11 protein-coding genes, 3 tRNA genes and 3 pseudogenes are annotated in these 12,386 nt (G+C 58.1%); 6 read left to right on the plus strand and 11 right to left on the minus strand.

Annotated elements, in window-relative coordinates:
• From AC1RP7_RS26590 to AC1RP7_RS26600, 3 genes and pseudogenes are all read right to left on the minus strand, one after another.
• Positions 1-95: acyl-CoA dehydrogenase N-terminal domain-containing protein (locus AC1RP7_RS26590; protein WP_493184006.1), on the minus strand; the 95-nt coding region annotated here is incomplete at its 3' end.
• Positions 92-1,246, minus strand: a pseudogene (locus AC1RP7_RS26595) (efflux RND transporter permease subunit); the annotation flags it as partial. The pseudogene AC1RP7_RS26595 and the gene AC1RP7_RS26590, both read right to left, overlap by 4 nt.
• 213 nt (positions 1,247-1,459) lie before the next feature.
• A pseudogene (locus AC1RP7_RS26600) lies at positions 1,460-1,858 on the minus strand (AAA family ATPase); the annotation flags it as partial.
• Between AC1RP7_RS26600 and AC1RP7_RS26605 the strand changes: the two are divergent.
• The 3 genes and pseudogenes from AC1RP7_RS26605 to AC1RP7_RS26615 form a co-directional block, all read left to right on the plus strand.
• Positions 1,810-2,277, plus strand: a pseudogene (locus AC1RP7_RS26605) (phage late control D family protein); the annotation flags it as partial. The pseudogenes AC1RP7_RS26600 and AC1RP7_RS26605 sit on opposite strands and share 49 nt — an antisense overlap.
• 97 nt (positions 2,278-2,374) lie before the next feature.
• Positions 2,375-2,587, plus strand: coding sequence for a DUF4224 domain-containing protein (locus AC1RP7_RS26610; RefSeq protein WP_493183359.1), 213 nt, complete (start codon positions 2,375-2,377; stop codon positions 2,585-2,587).
• Complete coding sequence (locus AC1RP7_RS26615; protein ID WP_493183357.1) at positions 2,588-3,580, plus strand: site-specific integrase; 993 nt, start codon at positions 2,588-2,590, stop codon at positions 3,578-3,580.
• A 136-nt stretch (positions 3,581-3,716) separates the two neighbouring features.
• Here AC1RP7_RS26615 and AC1RP7_RS26620 read toward each other — a convergent pair.
• The 7 genes from AC1RP7_RS26620 to AC1RP7_RS26650 all read right to left on the minus strand — a co-directional run bounded on the left by AC1RP7_RS26620 (position 3,717) and on the right by AC1RP7_RS26650 (position 7,889).
• Positions 3,717-3,803, minus strand: a tRNA-Leu gene (locus AC1RP7_RS26620).
• A gap of 195 nt (positions 3,804-3,998) precedes the next feature.
• Positions 3,999-4,072: transfer RNA gene (locus AC1RP7_RS26625), tRNA-Cys, on the minus strand.
• Between the two features lie 46 nt (positions 4,073-4,118).
• Positions 4,119-4,194 (minus strand) — tRNA-Gly (locus AC1RP7_RS26630).
• 63 nt (positions 4,195-4,257) lie between these two features.
• Positions 4,258-4,818, minus strand: a complete 561-nt coding sequence (gene pgsA / locus AC1RP7_RS26635) for a CDP-diacylglycerol--glycerol-3-phosphate 3-phosphatidyltransferase (RefSeq protein WP_057714620.1) — start codon at positions 4,816-4,818, stop codon at positions 4,258-4,260.
• A 32-nt stretch (positions 4,819-4,850) separates the two neighbouring features.
• Positions 4,851-6,674: an excinuclease ABC subunit UvrC gene (gene uvrC / locus AC1RP7_RS26640; protein ID WP_057714618.1), complete on the minus strand. Its 1,824-nt coding sequence runs from the start codon at positions 6,672-6,674 to the stop codon at positions 4,851-4,853.
• 2 nt (positions 6,675-6,676) lie between these two features.
• Positions 6,677-7,318 (minus strand): response regulator transcription factor GacA, encoded by a 642-nt coding sequence (gacA, locus tag AC1RP7_RS26645; RefSeq protein WP_032829778.1) that lies wholly within the window; start codon positions 7,316-7,318, stop codon positions 6,677-6,679.
• Between the two features lie 97 nt (positions 7,319-7,415).
• Complete coding sequence (locus tag AC1RP7_RS26650) at positions 7,416-7,889, minus strand: GNAT family N-acetyltransferase (RefSeq protein WP_493183355.1); 474 nt, start codon at positions 7,887-7,889, stop codon at positions 7,416-7,418.
• Positions 7,890-8,542: 653 nt separating this feature from the next.
• Between AC1RP7_RS26650 and AC1RP7_RS26655 the strand changes: the two genes are divergently transcribed.
• The gene (locus AC1RP7_RS26655; RefSeq protein WP_340312114.1) at positions 8,543-9,619 is read left to right on the plus strand and encodes a 3-deoxy-7-phosphoheptulonate synthase; all 1,077 of its coding nucleotides are present in this window, start codon (positions 8,543-8,545) and stop codon (positions 9,617-9,619) included.
• A gap of 60 nt (positions 9,620-9,679) precedes the next feature.
• On the opposite strand, the gene AC1RP7_RS26660 is transcribed toward AC1RP7_RS26655, so the two are convergent.
• On the minus strand, positions 9,680-10,744 hold the full coding sequence (locus AC1RP7_RS26660) for a hypothetical protein (RefSeq protein ID WP_493183353.1): 1,065 nt from the start codon (positions 10,742-10,744) through the stop codon (positions 9,680-9,682).
• A 335-nt stretch (positions 10,745-11,079) separates the two neighbouring features.
• On the opposite strand from AC1RP7_RS26660, the gene AC1RP7_RS26665 reads away from it, so the two are divergent.
• Both AC1RP7_RS26665 and AC1RP7_RS26670 read left to right on the plus strand, forming a co-directional pair.
• Positions 11,080-11,961: an esterase/lipase family protein gene (locus AC1RP7_RS26665; RefSeq protein WP_493183352.1), complete on the plus strand. Its 882-nt coding sequence runs from the start codon at positions 11,080-11,082 to the stop codon at positions 11,959-11,961.
• A 106-nt stretch (positions 11,962-12,067) separates the two neighbouring features.
• Entirely contained in the window at positions 12,068-12,349 is a 282-nt protein-coding gene (locus tag AC1RP7_RS26670) for a peptidylprolyl isomerase (RefSeq protein ID WP_493183351.1), read from the plus strand.
• Positions 12,350-12,386 lie beyond the last annotated feature (37 nt).

Consider the following 12,386-nt stretch of genomic DNA (forward strand, 5'->3'; position numbering starts at 1 on the left):
GCCAGTGCAGGCAGTTCGGCCCAGAGTTTGGCGACCTCGAAAACTTCATTGAGGACGAAGCGCATATCGCGCAGGGGGGCTTTGTAATCACTCATGATGGAATGGCTCTCGAATTGTTGGTGTCTTGATCACCCTGACTGACAGGAACGTCAGCCTCAGCGGATTGCGTCATGGGCTTGTTTTGGACAGATTCCGCTGCTGCGGTCAGGGACCTGGACAAGACATGCCTTGGACTGCGAAGCAGAAAATGCGACAACGCCGGGATCAGGATCAGCGCGCCGAGCATGTTCCAGACGAACATGAAGGTCAGCAGGATGCCCATGTCGGCCTGGAACTTGATCGGCGACCAGACCCAGCACACCACGCCGGCCGCGAGGGTGATACCCACCAGCCCGACCACGCGGCCGGTGAAGGACACGGCGTTGCGGTAGGCCTGGGACAGCGGCAAGCCCTGGCGCTGGAAGTGCAACTGCACACTGAGCAGATACAAGGCGTAGTCCACGCCGATGCCCACCCCGAGGGCGATCACCGGAAGGGTCGCGACTTTCACGCCGATACCCATGGCCACCATCAAGGCTTCGCAGAGGATCGAGGTCAGCACCAGCGGCAACAGGGCCACCAGCGTGGCGCGCCAGCTGCGGAAGGTGATCAGGCAGAACAGCGTCACCGCCAGGTAGACGTACAGCAGCATGGTGCGATTGGCTTCACGCACCACGATGTTGGTCGCCGCCTCGATCCCGGCGTTGCCGGCGGCGAGCAGGAACTGGCGATCGTCGCTGCTGTTTTCCCTGGCGAACTGGTCGGCGATCGCCACCACCGCATCGAGGGTTTCGGCCTTGTGATCCTTGAGGTAAGCGATCACCGGCATCAGCGAGCACTCGGTGTTGAACAACTCCGGGGCATTGACCGAGGCTTGCTGGGCGGCGTAGTTCAGCACGTCCTGGTTGCGCTGGATGCTGTTGAGCTTGGGGTTGCCTTCGTAGGTGCCGGCGGTGATCTGGCGCACCGCGTTGACCAAGGACGCGGTGGCCTGCACGCCCGGGTACTGTTGCAGCTCCCAGGCCAGGCGATCGGCGAGCACCAGGGTCTTGTAGTTCAGGCAGCCTTCCGGCGCGGTCTTGATCATCACCGCGAAGAGGTCGCTGGACAACGCGTAATACTGGGTGATGTAGGCGTTGTCGCGGTTGTAGCGCGAGTCGGCGCGCAGCTCCGGCGCCCCGCTTTCCAGGTCGCCGATCTTCAGGTCACGCGTGGCCTCAATCCCGCCACCAATGCCGCAAGGCTCGATGGTGTAGGAGACGCCACCTTCATCGGTGCCGATGTTCGATTTCGCCCGCGCCAGCACTCGTTGGTCGGAGTCTTCCTGCTTGTCGGCCACCAGCACCGTACGCGCCAGCGCCGAGAATGCCTGTGAACCGATTACCCGATCAGCCGGTGACGATCCCGCCCCTCCCTTGGCGAAATGCGAAATGCCCACAACCGCGCAGAGGTTCTGCTCGGCGAAGTCCACCACACCCTGCAGCGCGCGCCGCACGTCGTTGGCCTTGTGCATATCACCCTTCACAGCACTGACGATCGGATCGAGCATCAACAGAGAGACGCCGCCAATTTCGTGGGCGGTGGCCCTCAACAAAGCGATGTCATTGGCCGGGTCGAACGGGTCACCGTCGCCTTGAGCATTGATGCGCCCTTGAATGATGTGCACCCGAGTCAGATCAGCCCCCGCCGCTGCCAGTCGTGGCACCAGCGTATCGGCGGGGTCATCCTCGCCGCCACTGGCGCCGGCTTGAACATTCTCAGGGGGCTGCTGTGATCGATACCGCGATTGCCCGGGTAACGGGCTATGTGAAAAACGCACTGGAGCAAGCCCGCCGCGATGCCGCCAATGCGGTACCGGCGTTTCGCCTGACCGTCGATGGCAATGACATAGCGCAGTTGATCAGTCCGCGGCTGATGAACCTGGAGCTGACCGACAATCGCGGCATCGAGGCCGACCAGCTCAGCATTACTCTCAGCGACCACGATGGCCTTCTGGCCATTCCACCCAAGGGCGCCACTTTGCGACTGTGGCTGGGCTGGAGTGATACCGGCCTGGTGGACAAAGGCACCTATACCGTCGACGAAACCGAGCACAGCGGCGCACCCGACGTGCTCAGCATTCGCGCACGCTCGGCGGATCTGCGGACAGGGCTCAAAACCAAACGCGAGTGCAGCTGGAGCAATACCACTCTGGGTGAAGTGCTGGGTGCCAAGGCAACCGACAGCGCGGTGCGCGCCCACCAGGCCAAGCACTCCAACGCCACCGTCACCAAGCAACCCATCGTGAAGTGCTGGATTTTTCAGGCGTGAGCGTCAGTCGCCAAGGAGGTAAACAATGAGCAGTACTGAGTTTTTGACCCACGAACAAGTGTGCGAGTTGACCGCCGCCCGAACCAAAGCGGGTCAACTGGCTGTGTTACGCAAGAATGGCATCCGACATACCGTCAAACGTAATGGCTGGCCTTGCGTGACCACATCCGCATTGATAGATAGCAAGCAGCTTCAATCCGCGCTACCCACCACCTGGCAGCCAAGGAAAGCACTCTAAATGGAGCGTAAACCAATAAAGCCGGACAGTGTTGCCCGGCTGAGAAAGCGCAAACAGCGTCGTGGGACTGTTTATTACTACTACGACACTGGCACAAAGCCGCGGCGGGAAATTCCGCTTGGCTCCGATTACGGCCTGGCCATCCTCGAATACGCGAAGCTAGAGAAAACCCGGATTTCAGCCGCACTGGCGAGAACGGTGATCACTTTCGATTACGTGGCCAACCTATATATGGAGGAAGTAGTCCCGACAAAGGCGCCTGCGACCCAAAAGGATAACGCCCGGGAATTGAAGCAATTGCTGGTGTTCTTCAATGACCCACCTGCCCCACTTGAGGCCATTGAGCCTCCACATGTACGGCAGTGTTTGCGGTACCGCTCAAAAACTGCACCGATGCGGGCAAACCGAGAAAAAGCGCTGCTCAGCTCAGTATGGAATTTCGCCCGCCAGAGCGGTTACACAGCCCTGGCTAACCCTTGTTCAGGCGTAAAAGGCAACAAGGAGTTGGGACGGGACATCTATATCGAGGATGAGCTACTGCTGAAGGTGTATGAGCAGGCCGAGCAACCGCTTCGTGACGCCCTGGATTTGTTCTATCTCACCGCCCAACGTATAGCGGATACCTTAAAGATGGACGAGCGTGATATCCGCGACGGCCAGTCGGCCATTCAACAGGGGAAAACTAGCGCAAAGCGGAGGATCGAGATCTTCGGCGAACTGAAAGTTGTGATCGATCGAATCTTGGCGCGCAAGGCTGGTTACAAGATTCGGTCTACTCGTCTGGTGGTTATGGAAAACGGCCAACCAATGACAACCAGCATGCTTCGAAAACGATTTGATGATGCCCGCGAAGCCGCCGGTATTGAAAAAGCTGACTTTCAAATGCGCGATTTAAGAGCAAAGGCAGCAACGGACAAAGAAGAATCAACAGGCAATATTCGGGCGGCGCGAGATCAACTTGGACACACTACTGTGGGCATGACAGAGCAATAAATTCGCATGCGCAAAGGCATGAAAGTGAGGCCTACGAAATGACCAGCGGTCGTGAGTTGCGGAGCAGGGATCCATTTTTGCGGAGCAAAGAAATAAGGGCTTGCATGAGGTATCCCATGCAAGCCCTTGATATTCATGGTGCCCGAAGCCGGAATCGAACCGGCACGCCCTTACGAGCGGGGGATTTTAAGTCCCATGCGTCTACCAGTTTCGCCATTCGGGCGGTAGCGCGGTGAAGCGTCAAGCTTTTGCCAAATAACGCTCTGGCAGTTCTGACGCTTGTGCAGCAGAGGTGGAAATATATACATCCCGCCCCAGTGAAGCAAGTTCGCAAATACCCTTTTCAAGACTAAATCTTGCAGGCTATTGCAAATAAAAAAGCTCCGTAAATCATAGATCTACGGAGCTTGTTTATTAGTGGAGGCCGAGGTCGGAATCGAACCGGCGTAGGCGGATTTGCAATCCGCTGCATAACCATTTTGCTACTCGGCCTCAAAACATTTGTTGTCAGTAGCGCGACATCAAATGCGTACAAACTTGGAGCGGGAAACGAGACTCGAACTCGCGACCCCGACCTTGGCAAGGTCGTGCTCTACCAACTGAGCTATTCCCGCGTCTTGGTGTGGCGCATTCTATAGAATCCAGAAGCCCCGTCAACCCTTTGATTCAAAAAAGTTTTATTTCTTTTCAACGTCGGTCTTCAGATGTGGCCAGGCAGCCCGCAGGTACTGGACCATCGACCACAAAGTCAGGCCAGCCGACACCATCAGCAAGGTGTAGCCCAGCAAGACCCAGAAACTGAAATCCTTGGAATTGGCCAGCAGGATCACCAGCGCCAACATTTGCGCGGCGGTTTTCCATTTGCCCAGGTTCGATACGGCGACGTGGGCACGAGCGCCCAGTTCGGCCATCCACTCGCGCAGTGCCGAGACGACAATCTCGCGACCGATGATCACGGCAGCCGGCAGCGTGAGCCACAGGTTTCCGTGTTCCTGCACCAACAGGACCAATGCAACCGCAACCATCAGCTTATCGGCAACCGGATCGAGGAAAGCCCCGAACGGTGTGCTTTGTTCCAGCCGGCGGGCCAGATACCCGTCCAGCCAGTCGGTCGCGGCAGCAAATGCGAAGACCGAAGCGGAGGCCATGTAGCTCCACTGGTAAGGCAGGTAGAACAGCAAAATGAAGATCGGTATGAGCAGAACGCGTAGAACGGTAATCAGATTAGGGATATTCATCGGCACAACTGGCTGCGAGGTGAGGGGGCATTCTACTCGCTGTGCAGATTTGCATAAATCAACTCTGCGAGCTTTTTACTGATCCCGGGGGCTTTGGCAATTTCTTCGATGCTTGCACGAGACAGCTCCTGCAATCCACCAAAATGTTTCAACAAATCACGCCGACGTGTGGGTCCGACGCCGGCGACGCCTTCCAGTGTAGACGTCCGACGGGTTTTTCCACGTCGGGCGCGGTGCCCGGTAATGGCAAACCGGTGGGCTTCGTCGCGAATCTGCTGGATCAGGTGCAGCGCGGGCGAATCCCCGCGCAAGGTGAACTCATGTGCAGCGTCGTTCAGGTACAGGGTTTCGAAACCGGCCTTGCGCGTCGCACCTTTTGCCACGCCCAGCAGAATCAGGTCAGGCACGGCCAGTTCATCGAGCACGTCACGGGCCATGGACAACTGACCTTTACCGCCGTCCACCAGCAGGATATCCGGCAGCTTGCCCTCCCCGTCCTTCAGTTTGCTGAAGCGTCGGGTCAGCGCCTGATGCATCGCCGCGTAATCATCGCCGGCCGTAACGCCCTCAATGTTGTACCGGCGGTAATCGGCCTTGATCGGACCTTCGGGACCGAAGACCACGCAGGACGCCACCGTCGCCTCGCCGCTGGAGTGACTGATGTCGTAGCACTCAAGGCGCTGTGGAGGTTCATCCAGCTTCAGCACCTCGGCCAGCGCATCGAAGCGCGCCGTAATGTGCTGACGATTCGCCAGGCGCGCACTCAGTGCCTGCTCGGCATTGGTCACCGCCAATTGCTGCCAGCGCGCCCGCGTGCCCCGCACGCGATGGCTGATGGTCAGTTCACGACCGCGCAACTCGTCGATGGCGGCGATCAGCGTGGGAAAGTCATCGTGGACCACATTGACGATCAGTTCGCTTGGCAAGTCGCGTTCAGGACTGCTGATGAAGTACTGGCCTAGAAATGCAGCCATGACTTCGGAAACGTCTTCTTCAATACCGACTTGAGGGAAGAAGTTCTTGCTTCCCAGTACCCGCCCGCCCCGCACGCTGATCAAGTGAACACAGGCGCCGCCCGGGTTGACGAAGGCGGCAATCACATCGACGTCGCCGGTCCCGCCCTCCATGCTCTGTTGATCCTGGACCCGGCGCAGTAACGCAATCTGGTCCCGCAACTCGGCTGCTCGTTCGAATTCGAGATTGATCGCCGCCTCTTCCATCCCGGCGGACAACTCGTCAGTCAGTGCATTGCTGCGCCCTTCAAGAAACATCACCGAATGGCGGACATCCTCGGCGTACACCTGCGGCTCCACCAGCCCGACACAGGGCGCCTTGCAGCGCTTGATCTGGTATTGCAGGCAAGGGCGCGTGCGGTTCTTGTAGTAACTGTCTTCGCATTGCCGAACGAAAAACGTCTTTTGCAGCAGGCTCAGGCTTTCGCGGATCGCGCCGGCACTCGGATAAGGCCCGAAATACTTGCCCTTGGCCTTTTTCGCGCCGCGATGAATGCTCAGGCGCGGAAACTCTCCGTCGGAGAGAAAGACGTAGGGGTAGGATTTATCGTCGCGCAGCAGGATGTTATAGGGCGGACGCCATTCCTTGATCAGCGTCTGCTCAAGCAGCAAGGCTTCGGTTTCGTTGGCGGTGATCGTCGTCTCGACCTGGGCGATACGCGCTACCAGCGCGGCGGTCTTGGGGGCAAGCCCGGTCTTGCGAAAGTAGCTCGACAGGCGATTCTTGAGGTTCTTCGCCTTGCCGACGTAGAGCAACCGCGCTTCGCTGTCGAACATGCGGTACACACCTGGGCGCCCGCTAACGGTCGACAGAAAGGCGCTCGGATCAAAGGTGTCGTTCATTTTCAGAGGCTGGCGTCGACCATGCCATGACGAACCGCCAACAGCGTCAACTCGACATCACTGCTGATCGAAAGCTTTTCGAAGATGCGGTAACGGTAGGTGTTCACGGTTTTCGGGGACAGGCACAGTTTATCGGAAATGATCTGTACTTTCTGGCAGCCGACGATCATCAGCGCGATCTGGATTTCCCGCTCCGACAAGGCATCGAAAGGCGAATCGTTGGTCGGCTGGAAGGACTTGATCGCCAATTGCTGGGCAATTTGCGGACTGATGTAGCGTTGCCCGGCAAACACCAGGCGAATGGCCTGGACCATTTCCGGCAAACCTGCCCCCTTGGTCAGGTAACCTGCCGCACCGGCCTGCAACAGCCGCGTAGGAAACGGGTCCTCTTCACACACGGTCACCGCGACGACCTTGATATCCGGATGACTGCGCAATAATTTTCGAGTGGCTTCAAGACCGCCGATACCCGGCATCTTGACGTCCATCAACACCACATCGGGTTTCAGCTCGCGCGCCTTGATCAGGGATTCCTCACCCGACTCGGCCTGGCCGACTACTTGCAGGCCATCGATGTCAGCCAGCATTCGTGTAATGCCTGTACGAACGAGATCATGGTCATCGACTACTAGCACCCTAATCAAGCAGACACCTCGCGATTTGGTCTTATTGGGTTGTCAGACACCTTAGCAAAAAGCATCTGGCAGACCTAGCGGAAAGCGTCAGATTAAAAGTTTCAATTCATCTTGAAAGGCTTGCCGCAAGCGTGTTGCAGCGATCCAGGCCGGGGATATCCAGCTGCATCCTCAGGAAACATTCGTCCTTGCCCACCACCCTCAATCCCTTACGCTCGTACAACGCTTGCGCCGGGTTGTTTTCGAAAACCGTCAGGCGCAACGCCGGGCGCCGCTCCTGGCGTACCAGAACCAGTACCTGATCGATCGCCCAGGACCCAGCGCCCTGCCCACGAAACGCTTCGACGATATGCAATTCACGGATATACAAGGCCCTGGCGTCACGGCTCAGGCTGACATAACCCAGCACTTTGTCGCCCCATGCGATCAAGCGGTTGTCCCGCCCGGCCCAGGCCACGTCAAACGCTTCGTCCAGCCACAACAGGTCATGCTCAATGTAGTAACGCAGCATGCCCCTACGGGTCAGTTCGCGGGCAAATTCCAGGTCATCCGGTGTTGCCGGACGCCATTGGCGTTCCATCATTCCAGCTCCACGGCGAGGGTCAGGTGCGTCCTTGTGACGATATGTTTTTTATTGAAGCGCAGAGTGTGTCACATCCTTCGGGGTACTCAAGCGATAGAAAGGGACGACGTTGGCCGATAGCATTTTCTGATTGAATCTGCGTACCGGCCTCTAGTAAGCTCGACCCATCCATCGGAGACAGACCATGTTCAACGCCCTCTTACAGCTTGGTACCGCCAGCGCCCCGCGCTCGGTTGCTGCTGCCCGGGTGAACGACGGTTGTGCTCCGGTCAGCTTTTATTTTGGGTATTGGTTTAGCCACTGGCGCGCCTGATACCCACACGGCGCCCACTTTAAACGGGTCGCCACCAGAGAATTCTCAACCCCCGGTCGGCCTCCCGACCGGGGGTTTTGTTTTTTCGGCCCCAACACTTTTAGCGACACACCAGACATTCAGAGGATTAAGAACATGAACTACGCCACTTATTACCGTTACGACAGTTTTACCGCCTGGCGATTTACCACCCTCCGCTCGGGACAGCCTGCCGCCTCCGATCGGTCACCCACAGGTGGCAAGCACACACACACAGCCAATCCGGCCAATTGTCGAACACCCCAGTAGGGCCGAGCGCGCGGGCACGAACCCGCCACCAGTCCAGGAAGCCTTGAATATGAACTCGTCCGTCTCTGCACTGCCGCTGTCCACCTTGAGCCCTGCCAATGAAGCGCTGACCCTGCGCCTGCCCAGCTCATTGCAACTCAAACAGCAATTGCCCCTCGGCAACGCCCTGACCCGGCAAGTCACCGCCCACCGCCAGGCGGTTCGCGCGATCCTCAACGGTGAAGATTCCCGCCTGCTGGTCATCGTCGGCCCCTGCTCGATACACGATCCCGAATCAGCCCTCGAATACGCTGGCAACCTTGCCCGCCTCGCCGCCGAAGTCAGCGACGAAATGCTGCTGGTGATGCGTGCCTACGTCGAAAAACCCCGTACCACGGTTGGCTGGAAAGGCCTGGCCTACGACCCGCACCTCGATGGCAGCGATGACATGGCCGCCGGCCTGACGCTGTCCCGCGAGTTGATGCGCGAAATGCTCCACCTAGGCCTGCCCGTTGCCACTGAACTGCTGCAACCGATGGCGGCCGGCTACTTCGATGATCTGTTGAGCTGGGTCGCAATTGGCGCCCGGACCACGGAGTCGCAGATCCATCGGGAAATGGCCAGCGGCCTGGGCATGCCGGTAGGGTTCAAGAACGGGACGGACGGCGGTGTTGGCGTCGCCAGCGATGCCATGCGCTCCGCCGCCCATCCCCATCGCCATTTCGGTGTCGATAGCCAGGGACATCCGGCGATCATTCAAACCCCGGGTAATGCGGACACGCACCTGGTACTGCGCGGCGGCCATCGCGGCCCGAACTACGACAGCGCCAGCATCGCCCAGGTGAACAGCGACCTGACCAGGCTCAGGATTCCGGCTCGAATCATGGTCGATTGCAGTCATGCCAACAGTGGCAAAGACCCGTTGCGCCAGCCAGCCGTTTTCAACGATGTGCTTGAACAACGCCTGCAAGGTGATCGTTCGCTGATCGGCATGATGATCGAGAGCCATTTGTTCGAAGGCTGCCAGCCATTGAGTTCGTCATTGAAATACGGTGTGTCGGTGACCGATGGTTGCCTCGGTTGGGCCGGGACAGAACAGTTGTTGCTTGAAGCGGCAGATCGGCTGCGAGCGTCAAACAACGCCTGATAATCGACATCATCCGTCTGCCCTCCGGTCTTCATGGAAAGACTGGAGGGCAAATGGCAATCAATGTCCCATCAGGGACTGCACTTGAACCAGCGTCACCCCCGATTGCTGTCGGGTGCCGTCAAGGCGCTCGACTGAATAGGAAACACGGATCGCCGAATCTCGATGTTCCCTCCAGAACGGGTAGGGAACGATGAACACCAACGGCTCGCCAACGGTGTCCCTGGTTATTTCGCGGTCGTCATGGTGATTGAGTTTCTCCCCGTCGCACTCCAGGTAAATCCGTTCTCCTTTTTCAGCGCTGGCGTTCTCGATGACGACGGTCACGCCATCCTGCGCATCATGCAGGTCCACCCAACCTTCGTCGGCTTCCAGCACAGTGGGTGCTTGCAGTGGTCGGCGCTCCAGGATGCCAATCATCAGTGCCGTTACTTCAGAATAGCGAGGCCCCTGCCCTGCTTGCTTGACGCAATAATCGACGGACACTGAGGAGCCCAAATTCAGCGTAATGCACTCCGGACTGACCCAGAACGACAGTTCGTCCCCCACCGCGAAGGACTCGACCTTGAGTGCATCACTGAAACTTGAGTCGACCGAAACGCCCGCCCAGGTCAGCAACACCCAGTCGCCCGCCGCCATGCGCGCATAGGGTTTGATCGTAACGATCGCCCCTTCTTTCACCCTATCCGGATCAAGCGTTGTACCCACCGCATCGTTCACCGTCGCGGGCAACAGGTCGCATTGCACGTCACCGACACTCAGCTGCAGACGATGGGAATGCACGGGCTCGGCAAATCGGGTGCTCGTGAGTGAGTAACCGATTTCCAGTGAGCCACCCTCAAGCGCCGCGATATGTGCACTACCTACGGCAAAGATGATGTCCTCGCCGACCCGTTCCTCACTGACAAAACGCGCCACCTGATGCTTGCAGGCGAAGCCATCGGCATCCAGCCCCGCCCAACTCAATAGTAATTTGTCGCCGCAGGTCATGCCTGGATACGGCTGGACCCTGATGACGGCTTTTTTGTCAGAAGGGTTCAGAACACCGTTTTGCGCCTGCTCCAGCATGGGAGGTGGTAATGGTTGCTGCACGAGATTCAAGGTATCGGGTTCATAAGCAGTCATTCATTCGCTCCATTCCCTGGAATAGACACCGGACAGGTGGCCGGCTCTGGACGGTTATTTAACCCCATGGCAATCAATCGCGATGTCGGCCTCAAACGCTGACCCACTCGGAAAGTCGATACATGCAAAGTAGGTCTTTGATCAGCAGCAAGCTGATTGCAGCGAAAAGTCCTCAAACGATTCCGACCAAGGCTTCAGCCACTCTTGGGTATTCGCACTTGTTCTATTCCGTTTTCCGCAAGTTTCGCCGGACTTTTCATACATCGCGCCAACCTCGAGTGTTTTAGAGTGAAGCGCCATGCAGTCCCAATGAACTTCTGCGTAAAGGTATGAACATGCAAAGGAATGCAAGCACTTGTTACCCAATACTGCTGGTCCACGGCCTTTTCGGCTTCGAAAGAATCGGCAAGTTCGAGCTCTTTCACGACATCAGACAGGCGCTGAGGAACGCCGGAGCCAGGGTGTTCGTTCCCCACTTGTCGGCCATCCATGACAACGAGGTACGCGGAGACCAATTGCTCGCACAGATCGAGCGGGTACTGGAAGGAACCGGTGCACACAAAGTCAACCTCATAGGTCATAGCCAGGGCGCACTGACCGCACGTTATGCCGCGGCGATTGCGCCACACAGCGTGGCATCGGTCACTTCTGTCAGCGGGCCGAACCATGGTTCGGAACTGGCCGACTTCCTGCGCAAGGCATTGACACCGGGCTGCCTGCCGGAACATGTGGCCGAGACAGTGGTGACCCTGTTCGCCGACTTCCTCGCGGCATTAAGCGACAATCAGTATCTACCGCGGAACGCCATTGCCGCCCTCAACGCGCTGACCACCGAAGGCGTAGGCGCATTCAACGACAAATACCCACAAGGACTGCCTGCCACCTGGGGTGGCAAGGGGTGCGAACGGGTCAACGGTGTTCATTACTACTCGTGGAGCGGCGTGCTGCCGCCGAATGCACTCCAAGAAGGGCTTTTTGCGCTCGATCCGTTCAACGTCTTCTGTCGAGCCCTTTCCGGTTATTTCGTCACGGAAAGCGAGCAGAACGACGGTTTGGTCGGTCGTTTCAGCTCCCATCTGGGAACGGTTATCCGGTCCGACTATTCACTGGATCATCTGGACACCATTGGCCAGCCAGCCGGTCAACTGCGTAAAGGTGTCAACCCGATTGAACTGTATGTCCAGCACGCCAGGCGCTTGAGGGACGCCGGCCTCTGAGGTGCGACTGCCGCGGATCCTGCGTGGAACGGAACTTTGAGGAGAAATAGCTCACTGAATCCGGTAGGCTCAGCACTTTATCGAGTATTGAAAGGAGTATTTTCCCATGGCTAAAGCCACTGCCCGTCACATCCTTGTTGCCTCCGAAACCAAGTGCAACGAACTCAAGGCCCAAATCGAGGCTGGCGCCGATTTCGCCGAAGTTGCCAAGGCAAACTCCACCTGCCCTTCCAGCCGCCAGGGCGGTGACCTGGGTTCGTTCGGTCCGGGCCAGATGGTCAAGGAATTCGACACCGTGGTCTTCAGCGCACCGCTCAACGTGGTCCAGGGCCCGGTCAAGACCCAGTTCGGTTTCCACCTTCTGGAAGTGACCAGCCGTCAGGACTGATCGACGCTTGAGCTATTCACTCAACGGCCCGCCTATT

The organism is Pseudomonas sp. GW822-FHT01E03 (assembly GCF_058802985.1).

Excerpts from the sequence above, each read along its gene's own strand:
- AC1RP7_RS26665 (WP_493183352.1), top strand. The coding sequence starts at position 11,080 with ATGCAAAGGAATGCAAGCACTTGTTACCCAATACTGCTGGTCCACGGC.
- uvrC (WP_057714618.1), bottom strand. The coding sequence starts at position 6,674 with ATGAACGACACCTTTGATCCGAGCGCCTTTCTGTCGACCGTTAGCGGG.
- pgsA (WP_057714620.1), bottom strand. The coding sequence starts at position 4,818 with ATGAATATCCCTAATCTGATTACCGTTCTACGCGTTCTGCTCATACCG.
- AC1RP7_RS26660 (WP_493183353.1), bottom strand. The coding sequence starts at position 10,744 with ATGACTGCTTATGAACCCGATACCTTGAATCTCGTGCAGCAACCATTA.
- AC1RP7_RS26655 (WP_340312114.1), top strand. The coding sequence starts at position 8,543 with ATGAACTCGTCCGTCTCTGCACTGCCGCTGTCCACCTTGAGCCCTGCC.
- AC1RP7_RS26610 (WP_493183359.1), top strand. The coding sequence starts at position 2,375 with ATGAGCAGTACTGAGTTTTTGACCCACGAACAAGTGTGCGAGTTGACC.
- AC1RP7_RS26615 (WP_493183357.1), top strand. The coding sequence starts at position 2,588 with ATGGAGCGTAAACCAATAAAGCCGGACAGTGTTGCCCGGCTGAGAAAG.
- AC1RP7_RS26670 (WP_493183351.1), top strand. The coding sequence starts at position 12,068 with ATGGCTAAAGCCACTGCCCGTCACATCCTTGTTGCCTCCGAAACCAAG.
- AC1RP7_RS26650 (WP_493183355.1), bottom strand. The coding sequence starts at position 7,889 with ATGGAACGCCAATGGCGTCCGGCAACACCGGATGACCTGGAATTTGCC.